The organism is Nonomuraea sp. NPDC048901, from assembly GCF_040649695.1.
In the GTDB taxonomy this organism is placed as follows: Bacteria; Actinomycetota; Actinomycetes; order Streptosporangiales; family Streptosporangiaceae; genus Nonomuraea.
Map to the genome: position 1 here is coordinate 341,176 of NZ_JBEZFW010000003.1, position 18,026 is coordinate 359,201.

The 18,026-nt window shown below is 72.5% G+C and carries 6 protein-coding genes; all 6 read left to right on the forward strand.

Translation table 11 applies throughout. The features are described from left to right. Window positions 1-2: 2 nt before the first annotated feature. The 6 genes from AB0C30_RS11190 to AB0C30_RS11215 are packed head-to-tail and all read left to right on the forward strand — an operon-like array spanning window position 3 to window position 18,026. Window positions 3-5,066: a beta-ketoacyl synthase N-terminal-like domain-containing protein gene (locus AB0C30_RS11190; RefSeq protein WP_357942089.1), complete on the forward strand. Its 5,064-nt coding sequence runs from the start codon at window positions 3-5 to the stop codon at window positions 5,064-5,066. A 41-nt stretch (window positions 5,067-5,107) separates the two neighbouring features. Next, window positions 5,108-14,665 carry an SDR family NAD(P)-dependent oxidoreductase gene (locus AB0C30_RS11195; protein WP_357942091.1) on the forward strand — a complete coding sequence of 3,186 codons (9,558 nt, stop codon included), beginning with the start codon at window positions 5,108-5,110 and terminating at the stop codon, window positions 14,663-14,665. A 28-nt stretch (window positions 14,666-14,693) separates the two neighbouring features. Continuing rightward, on the forward strand, window positions 14,694-15,539 hold the full coding sequence (locus tag AB0C30_RS11200) for a 3-hydroxyacyl-CoA dehydrogenase NAD-binding domain-containing protein (protein ID WP_357942093.1): 846 nt from the start codon (window positions 14,694-14,696) through the stop codon (window positions 15,537-15,539). Between the two features lie 26 nt (window positions 15,540-15,565). Then, the gene (locus AB0C30_RS11205; protein WP_357942095.1) at window positions 15,566-15,817 is read left to right on the forward strand and encodes an acyl carrier protein; all 252 of its coding nucleotides are present in this window, start codon (window positions 15,566-15,568) and stop codon (window positions 15,815-15,817) included. After that, window positions 15,814-16,971, forward strand: coding sequence for an acyl-CoA dehydrogenase family protein (locus AB0C30_RS11210; protein WP_357942097.1), 1,158 nt, complete (start codon window positions 15,814-15,816; stop codon window positions 16,969-16,971). Before AB0C30_RS11205 ends, AB0C30_RS11210 begins: the two co-directional genes overlap by 4 nt. Continuing rightward, window positions 16,968-18,026: an HAD-IIIC family phosphatase gene (locus AB0C30_RS11215; RefSeq protein WP_357942099.1), complete on the forward strand. Its 1,059-nt coding sequence runs from the start codon at window positions 16,968-16,970 to the stop codon at window positions 18,024-18,026. Before AB0C30_RS11210 ends, AB0C30_RS11215 begins: the two co-directional genes overlap by 4 nt.

Consider the following 18,026-nt stretch of genomic DNA (forward strand, 5'->3'; position numbering starts at 1 on the left):
CGATGGCGACCGAGGACAAACTTCGCGACTATCTCAAGCGCGTGACCGTCGAACTGACCCAGACGCGCCGCCGCCTCGCCGAGGCCGAAGATCGTCAGCACGAGCCCATCGCGATCGTCGGGATGGCGTGCCGCTACCCCGGCGGCGGCGACACGGTCGAAGGTTTCTGGAACCTGCTGTGCGACGGCGGCAGCGCGGTCACCGAGGTGCCGTCCTCCCGGTGGGACATCGACGACTACTACGACCCCGACCCGCGTACCCCCGGCGGCATGTACACCAGATACGGCTCCTTCCTGCCGGACATCGCCGGCTGGGACGCCGAGTTCTTCGGTCTTTCGCCGCGCGAGGCCCTGCGGATGGACCCGACGCAGCGCCTCCTGCTCGAACTGGCCTGGGAGGGCCTGGAGGACGCGGGCGCGCCGCCGTCGCGCCTGTCGGGCAGCCGTACCGGCGTGATGGTCGGCTACATGGACAGCCTCCAGTACGGCAGGCTCCAGCTCGAACGGCACGGCGCGGAGGCGCTCGCGGACCCGTACCTGGGCCAGGGCTCGTCCATGAGCGTCGCGGCCGGGCGCATCGCGTACCTGCTCAACCTGTGCGGCCCCACCATGGCCATCGACACGGCGTGCTCGTCCTCGCTGATCGCGGTCCACCTCGCGGCGGAGGCGCTGCGGCGCGGCGAATGCGACCTCGCGATCGCTGCCGGGGCGTCTATGACGTTCCACCCGAGCACCTTCATCCAGGCGTGCGCGGCGTCGATGCTGTGCGCGGACGGGAAGTGCAAGACGTTCGACGCGAGCGCCGACGGCTACGTCATGGGCGAGGGCGGGGGCGTCGTGGTGCTGGAGCCGCTGTCCAAGGCGATCCAGAACGGCCGGCGCATCCGCGCGGTGATCCGCGGCTCGGCCGTCAACCAGGATGGCCGCAGCAACGGTCTCACCGCCCCGAGCCGGAGCGCCCAGGCCGACGTGATCGGCCGCGCCCTGGACGCCGCGCGGGTCACCCCCGAGGACATCTCGTACGTGGAGGCGCACGGCTCGGGCACCCACCTGGGGGACGCCATCGAGCTGTCGGCCCTGCACGACGTCTTCGGCCGGCGCCCCGGCACTCGACCGCTGCGGGTCGGCGCGGTGAAGACCAACATCGGCCACACCCAGGCGGCGGCCGGGGTGGCCGGACTGATCAAGACGGTCCTGGTGCTGGAGAACGAACTGATCCCACCGAACCTGCACCTGTCGCAACCGGCGGCGGCGATCCCGGAGGACGGGACGGTAGTGCCGATGGCCGGGACACCACAGGCGTTCACGGGGCCGGGGCCGCGGCTGGCGGGGGTGAGCTCGTTCGGCTGGTCGGGCACGAACGCCCACGTCATCCTGGAATCCGCCCCCGAGCCCGGCGATTCCCAGAGGTCGTCCAACCACCTGCCGGAAGCCACCGTCGCCGGGCACGGCGTTGCTCGGGCACTGGTGCTGCCCGTGTCGGCGGCCAGTGACGCCGCCCTGCGAGAGCACGCCGGGCGCCTGTCCGCGGCGTTGGCGGCCCGGCCGGACACGGCCCGGTCGGCAGCGGCCCTGGCCGCCGTGGCTCGCACGCTGCAGGCCGGTCGCGCCGAGCATGATCACCGGCGCGCCCTGGTCTGCGCCGACCTCCCGGACGCCGTACGCCTGCTGGGCCGCGTCGCCACCGAGGGCGGGGTGCACCGGGTGAAGGGCCGTCCCCGGGTCGCGTTCCTGCTGCCCGGCGTCGGCGACCAGTACGTCGGCCTCGGCAGGGAGCTGTACCGCACCGAGCCCGTCTACGCCGAGGCGGTAGACCGCTGCGTCGAGCTGGCCGCCGACCGGTGCGGCGTGGACCTGCGCCCCCTGTTCGGCCCCGCCGACGACCGGAGCGACGATGCGAAGCCCGCCGCCGACCAGGCACGGCCCTCGGGAGTGGACCCGTCACGGCCATCGGGCGGGGACCCGGCTCGGCCTGCGGGCCTGGACCGGGCGCGGCCCTCGGACGGGGACCTCGTGGCGCTGCTGGGTCGTGACGGTTCTGGGCAGGACCGGGCCGACGACCCGCTCAGCCACGCCGAGATCGCGCACCCGTTCCTCTTCACCGTCGAGTACGCGCTCGCCCGGCTCCTGTCCCACTGGGGCGTCACCCCGGACCTGCTCATCGGCTACAGCCTCGGCGAGTACGTGGCGGCCTGCCTCGGCGGCGTGTTCACCCTCGAGGACGCCCTGTACGTGGTGGCCGAACGAGCCCGCCTGATCGCCGCCGCCCCGCCGGGCCGCATGGTCGCCGTCGCCGCAGGCGAGGACCGCGTGCGGGAACTGCTTGTCGGCGCCGAGGCCGAGGTGGACGTCGCGGCGCTCAACGGGCCTTCGATGACCGTGCTCAGCGGGCGCCCCGAGGACATCGAGGCCCTGACCCGGCGCCTCACCGCCGAGGGCATCGCCTGTCGGCCGCTGCGGTCCGCGCACGCGTTCCACTCGTCGCTGCTCCAGCCCGCCCGCGAGAAGCTGGCCGCGCTGCTCGACTCCGTGCCGCGCCAGGCACCGGCCACCACCATCGTGTCCAACCTCACCGGCGTCGCGCTGACGGCCGAGCAGGCCACCAGCTCCCAGTACTGGGCCGATCAGCTGGTCAGCCCGGTCCGGTTCGCCGACGCCGTACGGCACTGCGTCTCGCAGGGAGTGGACGTATTCGTCGAGCTCGGCCCCGGTCAGACCCTCGGTGGGCTGGTCCGGCAGAACCTGTCCGACCGGCCGGCCACCGTACTCGGCACCCTGCCGCCGCTGTGGACGGCCGGGGAACGGCGGGACGCGCGGTCCGAGCTGCTGGAGGCGTGCGGGCGGCTGTGGGAGCTGGGCGTCACGCTGAACTGGGAGCCCACCCGCCCCACCGGCGCCCGCCTCGTCGACCTGCCCGCCTACCCGTTCCAGCGCACCCGCTTCTGGCCGGACCAGGGCCGGGACGTCCCCCGAACCGACCGGCCCGCCAAACCGGCCGACTTCGCCTTCGCCCCGATCTGGCAGCAGGACACCACCCGCCCCACCCCGACGCACCTCGCCTCCCGCCCTGGCCCGGTGCACCTCGCCTCTGGCGACGGCCGTCCTGGGGGCGTCGCACCTGCTGTACGGCTCAGTGGGCCGTTGGTGGTGTTCGCCGACTCAGCGGGGGTCGGTGCCGCGCTCGCCGAGTCGGTCGCAGCAGCAGGGACCCAGGTGATCGAGGTCGTCGCCGGGACCGGGCTGCGGCAGGACGGTCGCCGTATCGTCATCGATCCCGCTGTGCCCGAGCACTACGCCCAGGTGTTCGCCGCCGTCACCGAGCCGGGGCCGGTGCATGTGGTCCATCTGTGGAGCCGGCTCGCCACGGCCACCACCCCGGTGTACGCCAGCGACGCGGAGCTGCGGGCGGCCATCGGGTACGGGTTCGACAGCCTGCTGCTGGCCGTACAGGCGCTGGGTGAGCTGCCCGCGCGCCAGGGGGTACGACTGCTGACGGTGACCCAAGGGGCCGCCGAGATCCTGGGCGGCGACGCCCTCGCGCCGTACCGGGCCGTGGCACACGGGCTCGGGCGGGCGGCGCACCACGAGTACACCGGACTGACCTGGAGCGGTGTCGACCTCGACCCGGAGGACGACGCGCAGGCGGCCGGGCAGCTCGTCCACGAGCTGCTCAGGGAGCCCGACGAGGCGCACGACCGGCTGACCGGCTGGCGGCGCGGCCGTCGCTGGGTGAAGAGCTGGGGCGAGGTCCCGGACCAGGGTGAGCCGATCGGGAGCCCGTGGCGGGCCGACGGCGTCTACCTGATCACCGGTGGTGCCCGGGGACTCGGCATGGGGCTGGCCAAGCACCTGGTGCGAGCCGGAGTACGGCGGCTCGCCCTCGTAGGCCGTACCCCCCTGAACGCCACCCCGCACGGCGGCTCCCAAGCCGCTCCGCACGGCAGCCCGGACGCCGCACCACACGGCGGCCCGCCTGAGGCTGGGGCGGGAGCCGGTGCGCCGGACGTGCCCGAGCCGGGCGGGAAGGTGGCGCGGAGTCTGGCAGACGTTGCCGAGCTGGAGGCAGCCGGAGCCGAGGTGTTGTTGCTGACCGCCGACGCCGGTGTCCCCGACGAGCTGCGGCGGGCGCTACGCCAGTGCCGGGAGCACTTCGGCACGCTCACCGGTGTGGTCCACGCGGCCGGCGTACCGGCGGGTGGGATGGTGCAGCGGCGGACCGTGGCCGAGGCGGGGGCGGTGCTCGCGCCCAAGGTCCTGGCGATGGGACCCCTCGCCGAGCTGGTCGGCCCGGACACCCCTGCCGAGGAGCGGCCCGAGCTGCTGGTCCTGTACTCCTCCGCCGTGACCGCGTTCGGCGGCATCGGCGAGGGCGACTACTGCGCCGCCAACACCGTGCTCGACGCGTACGGCGAGGCGCTGGCCGCCACCGCGCCGTCCACCAGGGTGGTGTCGGTCGCCTGGGGCCCGTGGCAGCACGACGACTGGCAGGCCGACTCCCTCAAGGGCGCCTCCAGCCTCGCCCAGCGGGTGACCGCCTACCGGGAGAGGTACGGGTTCGCCGAGGAGGCGGGCTGCGCGTTCCTCGACCGGATCGTGACCGGCGGCCACGACAGCGTCCTGGCCGCGCGCCAGCCGTTGCGGGACGTCCTGCGCGACTGGTCGTCCATGATCGACCTCGACGCCCTGGTCGGCGCGGCGTCGGCGCCTCGTGGGGAGCGGTTCCCGCGGCCGCTGCTGCGGACCGAGTACGTGGCGCCCAGGACCGAGACCGAGACCAAGATCGCCGACCTGTGGGGCGCCTATCTGGGCATCGAGCAGGTCGGCGTGTACGACCCGTTCTTCGACCTCGGAGGCAACTCCCTGGTCGGCATGGCCATGGTGCTCGCCATCGAGAAGGAGCTCGGCGTGGCCATCGCGCCCGCGGTGCTGTTCGAGCACCCGACGGTCGCGGAGTTCGCGACCGCGCTGGAGCGGTCGGACGACGGCTCCGCACGGCAGGCACTCACCACCAGCTCGGCTCGGGGGCAGCGACGGCGCCGGGCCCGTTCCGGGGGCGGACGGAAATGAAGCCCGACTTGAGCTTGAGTCCCGAGATAAGGACCGTTGACGTGACTGATGAGCTGGCCGGCGAGGTCTCCGGCAATGACATTGCGATAGTCGGGATGTCGGGGCGGTTCCCCGGCGCCGCCGATGTGGCCGGATTGTGGGCGAACATCCGTGATGGCCGTTCCGGCATCACCCGGTTCACCGATGACGAGTTGCGGGCCGCCGGAGTGCCCGAGGACCTGTTGGCCGATCCCGGGTACGTGAAGGCCGGGGCGGTGATCGACGGCGTCGAGCTGTTCGACGCGGGCTTCTTCGGGTTCAGCCCGAAGGAGGCGCAGATCCTCGACCCGCAGCACCGGTTGTTCCTGGAGCACAGCTGGGAGGCACTGGAGGACGCCGGGTGCGACCCCACCCGCTTCGACGGCGCGATCGGCGTCTTCGGCGGGTCCGGCTGGAGCTCGTACCTGCAGCACAACCTCATGCCGAACGACATCGCCGCCACCATGGGCGAGCTGGCCCTCGGCCTGGCCAACGACAAGGACTCGCTGACCCTGCGCGTGGCCCACACCCTGGGTCTGTCGGGCCCGAGCTACGCGGTGCAGAGCTATTGCTCCACGTCGCTCGTCGCGGTCTGCGCGGCGGCCTCCAGCCTGGCCGGGTTCGAGTGCGACCTGGCGCTGGCGGGCGGCGTCGCGGTCAACGTTCCGCACCGGGTCGGCTACCTGTACCAGCAGGGCGGCATCGCGCCGCCCGACGGCGAGTGCCGGGCCTTCGACGCGGGCGGCCTGGGCAGCCCGCTCGGCAGCGGCGTCGGCGTGGTGGCGCTGCGTCGGCTGGAGGACGCGCTGGCCGCCGGTGACCAGATCTACGCCGTCATCCGGGGCTGGGCCGTCAACAACGACGCTGGTAGGAAGGTGGGCTTCACCGCTCCCGGCGTACAGGGCCAGGCCGCCGTCATGGCCGAGGCGCTCGCCAGTGCCGGGCTGATGCCCGCCGACATCGACTACGTCGAGGCGCACGGCACCGGCACCGCGCTCGGTGACGCGGCCGAGCTGGCGGCGCTGCAGCAGGTGTTCCACGACGAGTCGTGCCTGATCGGCTCCGTCAAGACGAACCTCGGCCACCTCGACCGGGCGGCCGGCGTCACCAGCCTCATCAAGACCGCCCTCGCCCTACGCCACGACGAGATCCCGCCCACTCGCAACCTCACCGAGCCCAACCCGCAGCTCAGCGCCGGTGAGGCCGAGCTGGAGGTGGTCACCAGGCTCATCGCCTGGCCGCGCAGGCCCGGCCGGACCCGGCGGGCGGGGGTGAGCGCGTTCGGCATCGGCGGGACCAACGCGCACGTGGTGCTGGAAGAGGCGCCCGCTGTTCCGGTGCCCTCCGTTCCGGTTTCGGCCGCGGCGTCGCGTCCGGAACTGCTGGTGTGGTCCGCGCGGTCCGCCGCCGCGGCCGACGCCATGACCGAACGCCTCGCCGACCACCTCACGTCCGCCGCGGCCGACGCGACGACCGGCCATCTCGCGGGAGCCTCCGACACCCCTCACCTGCCCGACGTCGCCCACACGCTGCAGTCCGGGCGGCAGGTCTTCGGGCATCGCCGGATGCTGGTCGCCGCCACCGTGGACGAGGCCGTCGCCGGGCTGCGCGACGCCGGGGCGCTGGCCCGCGCGGACAGCCGCGCGGACCGGCCCGTCGCGTTCCTCATCGCGGGCACCGGCGAGCAGTACCCGGGCCTGGCCGCCGAGCTATACGAGACCGAGCCGGTCTTCCGGCAGACGCTCGACGAGTGCCGGGCCACGCTCCGCGACCACCTCGGTGGGGTCGACCCGCTCGCCGAGCTGCTGCTCCCCAGGCAGCCCGGCCAGGCCGCCGGGCTCGACCGGCTGCTCGGGCGGGAGGCGGCGCCGGTCGACACCATGCCCACGGCGGTGTTGCAGCCCGCCCTGTTCGCGGTCGAATACGCCCTGGCCCAGCTCGTACGCTCCTGGGGCATCGAACCGGCACTGCTGGCCGGCTACAGCCTCGGCGAGTACGTGGCCGCCTGCCTGGCGGGCGTCCTCACCCTGGACTCGGCGCTGGCGCTGGTCGCCTACCGCGCGCGGCTGATCGACGCGCTCCCGGCCGGCGCGATGAGCGCCGTGCCGCTGGCCGCCGACGACCTGCGGACCCGGCTGGAGCGGGCGGGCATCGCCGACGTGGACGTGGCCGCGGTCAACGGCCCTGAACTCACCGTGCTCGCCGGCCCGCCCGCCGCGATGGAGGCGGCCAGGGAGTTCCTGGCGGGCGAGTCGGTGCCGTGCCGGCCGCTGGCCACCAGCCACGCGTTCCACTCGCGCATGATGGAGCCGGTACGCGACGAGCTGACCCGCTGGATCGCCACCCACATCACGCTCGAAGAGCCGCGCATCCCGTACGTCTCGAACGTCACCGGCGCCCTCATCACCGCCTCCGAGGCGACCGACCCCGGCTACTGGGCGCGGCACATGTGCGGGCCCGTGCTGTTCGACGCCGTGCTCGGCACGCTGCTCGAACAGGGGGAACTCGCGCTGCTGGAGATCGGCCCCGGACAGTCGCTCGGGGCGATGGCCCGTGGTCACCGCGACTGCCCCCGGGACCGCTGGCCGCTGGTGGTCTCCACGCTCCCCGCCGCCGCCGACCCCCGCCCGGCCGGCACCGTGCTGGCAGAGGGCCTGGGGCGGTTGTGGCTGGCGGGCGTGCCGGTCGACTGGGCCGGATACCGGCAGGATCGTCCGGTACGCAAGGTGGGGCTGCCCAGCTACCCGTTCCAGCGGGAGCGCTACTGGATCGACCCGCCCCGCCACCAGGCCAGGCCCGCCCCGGTCGCCGCCGCTCTGGCTCCCCCTCCTGAGGAGGCGGCTCCGCACGTCCAGCTCATGGTCCCGCGCTGGATCGCGGCCGACGTACCGGCTGCTCCCATCGCCTCGAGTGCGGCCGGGCGCTGGGTGGTGCTCGCCGACTCCGGCGGGGTCGCCGACGCGGTCGTCGAGTCGCTGGGCTCCGACGGCGCCGAGATCGTGCTGGTACGGCCGGGCGGCGCGTTCGCCGAGATGACCGGCGGCTACACGATCGACCCCGAGTCGGCGGCCGACCACGCCACCCTGGCCAGGAGCCTGGCGAGCGAGACCCCGACGGTCCTGCTCGACCTGCGGCTGCTCGACCACGCCGGCTCCGGTGGCGACGGGCGCCAGGTGGTGCTGCCGCTCTCCCGGATGCTGGACGCCTGGGGCAGCGAGGGCGGTGACAGCACCAGGATCATCGTGGCGACCCGAGGCGGCCAGGCGGTCGTCGACGGCGAGGTGCCGAACCCCGGCCACGCCGCCGCCGCCACGCTGCCGCTGGTCGCCAACCAGGAGTACCTCAACCTCGACTGCCGCTGCGTGGACGTCGAGGTGGGAGCCGACGTCGCCGCGACGGCCCGGGACCTGGTGGCCGAGCTCCGCGATCCGGCGACCGACGCTCTGGTGGCCTACCGCGACGGACGCCGCCACACCCGCGACTACGTCCCCGCCGACCGGGGCGAGGCACAGACCGGTCTGGGGGTGCGGCCCGGTGGGACGTACCTGATGACCGGTGGTCTCGGGGACGTCGGGCTGCTGGTGGCCGAGCACCTGGTGCGCGCCGGAGCCGCCCGGCTGATCCTCACCAGCCGGGGCGGCGTGCCCGCCACGGCCGGTGACCCGCGCCACGAGGGCGTCCAGCGGTTGCGGGCGCTCGGGGCCGAAGTACTGACACCGCAGGCCGACGTGACAGACACCGACGCGATGCGCGCCCTACTGGCCGAGGTGCTGCGGGAGGGCGGGCGGCTCGACGGGGTGATTCATGCCGCGGCCGAGACCGGCCGGGACACGTTCCTGTCGATGCGCGACCTCGACCAGGAAGCCGTCGCGAGGCACTTCGGCGCGAAGGTGACAGGCGCGCTGGTCCTGCGTGAGGTGCTCGCCGAGCTCCCCGCCGAGCGGGCCCCCGGTTTCTGCCTGCTGTTCTCCTCGACGTCGTCGCTGCTGGGCGGCATCACGTTCGGTAGCTACGCGGCGGCGAACGCCGCGCTGACGGCGGTCGCGCACGACACCGCCGCCTCGCCCACCCGGTGGGTGGCCGCGAGCTGGGACACGTGGTCGCGGACGCTCGAAGGCATGGAAGGCGGCATCGGCGCCGCCATGGCCGCGCACGCCATGAGCACCGAGGAGGGGCTGGCGGCGTTCGACCGGCTGGTGGCCGACGACCGGCCGAGCCTTGTGGTGGCTGCTGGCGGTCTCGACGACCGGCTGCCCCGGGCGGTGAGCGGGCCGGAGCCAGGGGCGGACGGCACGAGGTTTCCTCGTCCCGAGCTGCCCCAGCCGTACAGCCCGCCATTGACCGCGACCGAGCGGGCGCTGGCCGAGCTGTGGTCGGACGTGCTCGGCATCGAGCCGGTCGGGACCAGGGACAACTTCTTCGACCTCGGCGGCAACTCGCTCGTCGCGCTGCAGATGCTGGCCCTGGTGAAGAAGCGGTTCGGGATCGCGGTGCCGACGGTGATGCTGTTCGAGGCGCCGACGGTGCACACGCTCGCCGGAATCCTCGACGAGAAGGGCGCCGGCGCCGGCCGTACCGGGAAGACGAGTGCCCGCACCGCGACGGTGGCCAAGCGGGTCGCCCGGAAGGCCGTGGAAGGCGCCTCCGGACCTGTCGACCGCTCCGGCATCGGCTCCGGCTCCGGCAGCGACATGGACGACGACCGGCGGATCGCCATCGTCGGCATGGCCGGCCACTTCCCGGGCGCCACCGACGTGGGTGCGTTCTGGAACAACCTCCGCGAAGGCGTCGAATCCATCAGCTTCTTCTCTGAGGAAGAGCTCCTGGCCGCCGGAGTGGCCCCCGACCTCATCCACGACCCCTCGTACGTCCCCGCCCGCCCCGTGCTCGACGACGTCAGCGGCTTCGACGCCGCGTTCTTCGGCCTGAGCCCCCGGATGGCCGCGATCACCGATCCGCAGCAGCGGGCGTTCATCGAGGTGTGCTGGGAGGCGCTGGAGCAGGCCGGGTACGCGGTGCCGGAGAGCAGGGGCCGGGTCGGCGTGTTCGGCGGCAGCAACATCAGCACGTACCTGCTCCGCATGGGCGAGCACCTCCTCAACGACGAGGAGGAGGTCAGCCACTACGAGATCATCATGGGCAACGACAAGGACGCGCTCACCACGACGGTCTCCTACCTGTTCGACCTGTACGGGCCGAGTGTCGCGGTGCAGACGTTCTGCTCGACCTCGCTGGTCGCGGCGCACCTGGCGGTGCAGAGCCTGCGCAACGGCGAATGCGAGCTGGCGCTGGCCGGAGGCGTGTCGATCCGGGTGCCCGATCGGGTCGGGCACAAGTTCGGGCCCGGGGGGCAGGAGTCGCCCGACGGTCACGTGCGGACGTTCGACGCGCGGGCGCGGGGCAGCATGTTCGGTGACGGGGCCGCGGTGGTGCTGCTCAAGCGGCTGTCGGACGCGGTACGCGACGGCGACCACATCTGGGCCGTGATCCGCGGTTCGGCGATGAACAACGACGGCGCGCTCAAGGTCGGCTTCACCGCGCCGAGCGTGGTCGGCCAGGCCAGGGTGATCGCCGACGCGATGGCCGACGCCGGGGTGACCGGCGAGGACATCAGCTACATCGAGGCGCACGGCACCGCCACCGAGCTCGGCGACCCGATCGAGCTGGCGGCGCTGACGCGGGCGTTCGGCGACACCGAGCAGACGCAGTACTGCCCGATCGGCTCGGTGAAGACCAACATCGGGCACCTGGACCGCGCCGCGGGCGCGAGCGGCCTGATCAAGACCTCGCTCGCGCTGCGCGAACAGGTGATCCCGGCCAGCCTGCACTACACCAGCCCCAACCCGGAGATCGACTTCGAGAACAGCCCCTTCTACGTCAACGCCGAGCTCTCTCCGTGGCGGACCCGCGACGGGCGGCCGCGCATCGCGGGCATCAACTCGCTCGGCATGGGCGGCACCAACGTGCACATGGTCGTCGAAGAGGCGCCTGTCCGGCCCCCGGCGCCGCCCGTTTCGCCCGAGTCCTCCCGCAGGTACCAGGTGCTGCCCGTGTCCGCGCGCAACGCCACCGCGGCCGACCAGGCGAGCGAGCGCCTCGGGCGGCACCTGGCCGCGTCGCCCGATATCCGGTTGGCGGATGTGGCGTTCACCCTCCAGGTGGGGCGCAAGACGTTCGAGCATCGGCGCGTCGCCGTCGTCGACAGCGTTGAGTCGGCCGCCGCCGTGCTGGGCGGGGAGTCGCCGACGCCCGGCGTGTTGAGTGGGGGATCGCCGAACCTCGGTGTGCGGTCGGCGAACCCTGGCGTGCTGAGCCGGGTCGACACGGTTCAGGGGCGTCCGGTGGCGTTCCTGTTCGCGGGGGCGGGGGAGCAGTATCCCGGGCTGGTCACCGAGCTGTACCGGCGCGAGCCGGAGTTCCACGCGGCGCTCGACGAATGCCTGGAGCTCCTGCGCGGGCCGCTGGGCGAGGTGGACCTCGCGGACCTGCTCGCGGGCGGCCGCGGCAGCGCACCGGACCTCGCCGCCCTGCTGGGCCGCACGGGCTCGGGCGGTTCCGTTGGCTCGGGTGGGGACGAGCGGGTCGGCGTGTTGGAGCGTACGGAGGTCGTCCAGCCGGCCCTGTTCGCCGTCGAGTACGCCCTGGCCCGCACGCTGATGACCTGGGGCGTACAGCCACGGATCATGCTGGGCTACAGCCTCGGCGAGTACGTCGCCGCCTGCCTGGCCGGAGTCCTGTCGCTGCCGGACGCCATCGCGCTGGTGGCGTACCGGGCGAAGCTGATCGACGGTGTGCCGCCCGGCTCGATGGCCGCCGTGTCGCTGCCCGCGAGCGAGCTGCGCCGCCGGTTCAGGCTCGATGAGCGGGGACTGGACCTGGCCGCCGTCAACGGCCCACAGGTGACGGTCGTCGCCGGTCCGGTCGAGGCGATGGACGGGCTCCTCGCCGACCTGCGGCGGGCCGAGATCCCGTGCCGGCCGCTGCAGACCACCCACGCCTTCCACTCCAGGATGCTGGCCCGGCTGAGTGACGAGCTGACCGCCTGGGTCGAGGCGAACGTCCAGCTCAACCCGCCCGCCCTGCCGTACATCTCGAACGTGACCGGCGGGATCGCCGACGCGGACCTGGTGTGCGAGCCGGGCTACTGGGCCCGGCACATGTGCGGGACCGTACGGTTCGCGGACGGGGTCGACGCGCTGCTCGCCGACCCGGAGCTGGCCGTGGTCGAGATCGGCCCGGGGCAGTCGCTCGGCGCCCTGGTGCGCGCCGCCGGATGCCCGCCGCAGCGGTGGCCGCTCATCCTCAACGCGCTGCCCGGCGGCAGCGACAGCCGCCCGGACGACGAGGTGCTCGCGGGCTGCCTGGCCCGGCTGTGGCTGCTCGGCGCCGACCTCGACTGGGCCGCCCACCACGGCAGACACCAGAACACCGGGCACACCACAGGGTCCGATGCCGGGCTCGCCGCCGGGGCGGCTGATGTGTCCAGCGCCGGGTTGCCGGGGCGGATTCCGTTGCCGACGTACCCCTTCCAGCGTCAGCGCTACTGGATCGACCCGCCCGCGACCGGTGCGCGGCGGCAGCCGGTCGGCGCGTTGCCGGCGCTCGACCCGGACAACCTGTTCGAGGCGATCACGAACCTGCCCAGGCTGCCGGAAGACCAGTGGATGTACCTGCCCGTGTGGCGGCAGACCGCCGCGCCAGCGCCGGGTGAGCAGCCGGGCTCGTGGCTGGTCTACACCCGCGACGGGCTCGCCGACCAGGTCGCCGCCGAACTGCGGCGGACTGCGGGCGCCACCGTCACGCTGGTACGTCCTGGCGACGCGTACGCCGCCACCCCCGACGGCTACACGGTGCGGCCGGGCAGCGTGGGCGACACGCTCTCGCTGCTGCGCGATCTGCGCGCCGCCGGTCGGCCCCTGGAGCGGGTGGTCCACCTCTGGACGCTGGACGCCGCCACCGGCGACACCACCATCCGGTACGGCCTGCACACGCTCGTCGCACTGGCCAGGGCGGCGGCGGAGTCCGGCACCGACGACTGGTCCCTGGACGTCGCCGTCACCGGCACGCAGCAGGTACTGGGCGACGACGTGTCCAACCCGGACGGCGCGACGCTGATCGGTCCTTGCCTGGTGATCCCCCTGGAGTATCCGAAGGTCGCCACCCGCCTCATCGACCTGGCAACCAGCGGCAGGGGCGGTTCGGTGGTCGGTGGGTTGGCGGCCGAGTTGCGGAGGCCGCAGGCCGACCGGATCGTGGCGCTGCGCAACGGTCGACGCTGGGTGCCTGGTTACGAGACCATGGCGGCCGATCCGGACCTGGAGACGCTCCGCGAAGGCGGTGTCTACCTGATCACGGGCGGGCTCGGCGGCATCGCCCTCGGCCTGGCCGAACGGCTGGCCCGCGACTGCCACGCCAACCTCGTCCTGCTCGCCCGCCGCGGCCTGCCACCCCGAGCGGAGTGGTCCCGCATCCTGGCGAGCGCGGGGCCCAACGGTGTGGGGACGGCCGAGGAGGCGACCCGGCGGCGAATCGCCCAAGTGCTCGAGATCGAGAGACTCGGCGGCCGGGTCGAGATCGTCACCGGCGACGTCAGCAAGCCCGAGGACGTCCGCCGGGCCGTGGACACGGCGGTCGAGCGGTTCGGTGCCCTCCACGGTGTCCTCCACGCAGCGGGCGTCCCCGGCATGGGGTTGATGCAGTTCAAGCGGTCCGACGAGCTGGACCAGGTACTCGCCCCGAAGATCGGCGGCACCCTGGCCATCGCCGAGGCGCTGCGCATCGGCCGGCCCGATGAGGTCGAGCTGGACTTCCTGGTGCTGTTCGCCTCCATCACCTCGGCGACCGGCGGCGGGCCGGGGCAGGTGGACTACTGCGCCGCCAACGCCTTCCTCGACGGGTACGCCCATCAGCTCGCCGACACCGGCAGGCGGGTCCTGGCCATCGACTGGGGCGAGTGGACCTGGAACGCGTGGGAGGAGGGCCTGGCCGGGTACGACGGCGCGTTGCAGCAGTTCTTCCGCGACAACCGGGCCCGTGTCGGCATCGACTTCGAGGACGGCTGGCGGGCGCTGCTGCGCGCCCTGGCCAGCGGTGAGCCCCGGGTCGTGGTGTCCACGCAGGACTTCCCGACGGTGGTGCTCGGCAGTTCGCGCTTCAACCTGGAGGCGGTCACCTCGCCCGCCGTGGGTGGCGTGAGCGGTGAGCGGCACCCCCGTCCCGAGTTGGTCACCCCCTTCCAGGAGCCGTCGGGGTCGGCCGAGGAGCAGATCGCCGGCATCTGGTGCGATTCGCTCAAGCTCGACCGGGTCGGCGTCCTGGACAACTTCTTCGAGCTCGGCGGCAACTCGCTGCTCGGCGTCAGCATCGTGGCCGCGATGCGCCGGGCGTTCGAGCTGGACGAGCTGCCGCCGCACATCCTCTACGAGGCGCCGACCGTGTCGGCCCTCGGCCAGACCATCGAGGCCATGTCCTCGGGCGCGGGCCACGTGCTCGGGACCGGCGCCGACGGCGGCAGCCACGTACGTGCCCAGCTGCGCCGATCGGGACTCGAAGCCTCCGCCGCCCGCAGACGCGGCCGGTGAGACACAACCCAGTGAATGGAGCAGAGTCATGACAGTGATCGGCGTAGTGGGCGCCGGTGTGATGGGCGTAGGAGTGGCCCAGAACCTGGCCCAGACCGGCCACGACGTGGTCCTGGTCGACAAGGACGAGCAGATCCTCAAGCAGGCGCTCGCCAACATCGAGCGCAACAGCCGGATGAGCCGCCTGATGGGCGGCCCGGCCCTGGACGCGGACGCGATCCTCGCCAGGATCACCACGGCCGTCGGCGCCGACGCCCTGGCAAAGGCGGAGATCGTCATCGAGAACGTGACCGAGAACTGGGACGTCAAGCGGGAGGTCTACGAGGCGCTCGACGCGGCCTGCGGACCCGACACCGTGTTCGTCGTCAACACCTCGGCCATTCCGATCACCAAGGTCGGCGCCGTGACGGGCCGTCCGGACAAGGTCATCGGCGTACATTTCATGAACCCGGTGCCCGCCAAGCCGGCCGTCGAGCTGATCCCTGGCTTCCACACCACTCCCGACACCATCGAGCGGACCAGGAACCTGCTGGCCGCGATGGGCAAGCGGGCCGTCGACGTCAAGGACTCGTGCGGCTTCATCTCCAACCGGGTGCTCATGCTCACCGTCAACGAGGCCGCCTACCTCGTCCACGAGGGCGTGGCCACGGCCGAGTCTGTCGACGAGGTGTTCCGCAGCTGCTTCGGCCACCCCATGGGGCCGCTGGAGACCGCCGACCTGATCGGCGTCGACACCATCCTCTACAGCGTCGAGGTGCTGTACGAGCACTACGCCGACAGCAAGTACCGGCCGTGCCCGCTGCTCAAGCAGATGACCGACGCCGGCCTGCACGGACGCAAGTCCGGCCGCGGCTTCTTCACCTACGCCAACTAACCAAAACACCGAAAAGGAGCTCAGCCATGTCGAACACCGCTGAGGCGCAGATCCTCGCCTTCGTCCGCAGCCGCTACCCGCAGGCCGAGATCACCGGGGACCAGGACATCTTCTCCCTGGGCTTCGTCAACTCGCTGTTCGCGATGGAGCTGGTGATGTTCGTGGAGAAGACCTTCGAGGTCACCATCCCGAACGAGGAGCTGCGCATCGACAACTTCCGGACCGCCGGCTCGATGGCCGAGCTGGTGGGCCGCCTGTCGGAGGAGCTGGCCGCGTGACGATCGTCACCCAGGCGCCGGTCGCGCAAAAGACGCTCCCGGTCACCGACCGGGCCAGCGCCCGCGCGTTCGTGGACACCTTTATCGTTCCGTACGCCGAGGCGTACGACCAGGCCGGCTACATCCCCGAGGAACTGCTGGACCGGATGGCCGAGGCGGGTCTGTGGGCCCCCTTCCTGCCCGAGGAGGTGGGCGGCGCCGGAATGGACCTGGTCACCCTCGGCGAGGTCCACGAGGAGGTGGGCCGCGGCTGCTCGTCGGTCCGCAGCCTGCTCACGGTCCACACCATGGTGTCGTGGGCGGTGCAGCGGTGGGGCAGCGCGGCGCAGCGGCAGAAGTGGGCTCCGGCCCTGGCCAAGGGTACGGTCCTGGGCGCGTTCTGCCTGTCGGAGCCCGGCGCGGGCAGCGACACCTCGGGCATCACCACGACCGCCGTCCAGTCCGGTACGGGCTGGGTGCTCAACGGCGGCAAGAAGTGGATCACCGGTGGCCAGCGGGCGGACCTGTACCTGGTGTTCGCCCGCACCGCGTCGAGCATCGGCGCGTTCCTGGTGCCCAGGGAGAGCCCCGGGGTCGAGGTGCGCCCGATCGACGACATGCTGGGCACCCGCGCGTCGATGCTCGCGGAGGTGACGTTCGACGACGTACACCTCGAGGCCGACGCGCTGCTCGGGCCCAGCGGGTTCACCGCGGGCATGGTGCTCACCGGCACGCTCGACCTCGGTCGCTACAGCGTGGCGGCCGGGTCGGTCGGCATCATCCAGGCGTGCCTGGAGGCGTCGGCGACGTACACCTCGGCTCGCGAGGTCGGCGGCTCGGTGCTGCGGGACCTGCCGCTGATCCAGGCCAAGCTGTCCGACATGGTCACCGACGCGCGGGCAGCCCGGCTGCTGCTGGCCGAGGCGGGGCGGCTCAAGGACGCCGGCGAGGCGTCCACGATCATGGCGACCTGGGTGGCGAAGTACTTCGCGTCCACCGCGGCCGCCAGGCACGCGTCGGAGGCGGTCCAGATCCACGGCGCCAACGGCTGCAGCCCCGACTACCCCGTGGCCCGCTTCTACCGGGACGCCAAGGTCATGGAGATCATCGAGGGCAGCAACGAGATCCAGCGGATCACGATCGCCGGCCAGGCGGACCGGGAGGTGACGTCATGAGTGTGGCCGTACTCCACGAGAAGCCCAAGCAGGGCCGCATCAAGTGCGTCGTGTGGGACCTCGACAACACGCTGTGGGACGGCGTGCTGCTGGAGGACGAGAACGTCAAGGTACGCCCGGCGGTCGTCGAGCACATCAGGCGGCTGGACCGCATGGGCGTGCTGCACTCGGTGGCCAGCAAGAACGACCACGAGGCGGCGTTCGGCAAGCTGCGCGAGCTCGGCCTCGACGACCTGTTCCTCTACCCGCGGATCAACTGGAACGCCAAGTCCGACTCCATCCGCCAGATCTCCAAGGCGCTCAATCTCGGGCTCGACGCGTTCGCGTTCGTCGACGACCAGGAGTTCGAGCGCGCCGAGGTGGCGCACGAGGTGCCGGAGGTGACCTGCGTCGACGTCGCCGACGTGGACGAGGCGCTGGTACGACCGGAGTTCACCCCTCGCTTCGTCACCGACGAGTCGGCGCAGCGGCGCGGCATGTACCAGGGGCAGATCGCCAGGGACGAGCTGGAGAGCGAGTTCGTCGGCACCAACGAGGAGTTCCTGGCCGGGCTGAAGATGGCGTTCACCATCGCGCCGGCCCGCCGGGAGGACCTTCAGCGGGCCGAGGAGCTGACGGTACGCACCAACCAGCTCAACTCGACCGGGCGTACCTACTCCTACGAGGAGCTCGACGAGCTGCGCGAGTCGCCGGACCACCTGCTGCTGGTGGCCTCGCTGACCGACCGGTTCGGCAGCTACGGCAAGATCGGGCTCGCGCTGGTGGAGAAGGAGGAGTCGGTCTGGCGGCTCTGCATGATGCTGATGTCGTGCCGGGTGATGTCGCGCGGGGTCGGAATGGTCATGCTCAACCACGTCATGCGACTGGCGAAGGAGGCCGGCGTCTCGGTGCGGGCCGACTTCGTGGAGACGGGACGTAACCGGATGATGCAGGTCACCTACGCGTTCGCGGGTTTCAGGGAGGTGGAGCGGAACGGCGCCCACGTGGTGCTGGAGGCCGATCTGACGAACGTGCAGCCGCCTCCGCCGTACGTGAAGCTAGAGATCGTGGATTGA

Coding starts and splice junctions, on each gene's coding strand:
- AB0C30_RS11190 (WP_357942089.1), top strand. CDS start 3: ATGGCGACCGAGGACAAACTTCGCGACTATCTCAAGCGCGTGACCGTC.
- AB0C30_RS11200 (WP_357942093.1), top strand. CDS start 14,694: ATGACAGTGATCGGCGTAGTGGGCGCCGGTGTGATGGGCGTAGGAGTG.
- AB0C30_RS11205 (WP_357942095.1), top strand. CDS start 15,566: ATGTCGAACACCGCTGAGGCGCAGATCCTCGCCTTCGTCCGCAGCCGC.
- AB0C30_RS11215 (WP_357942099.1), top strand. CDS start 16,968: ATGAGTGTGGCCGTACTCCACGAGAAGCCCAAGCAGGGCCGCATCAAG.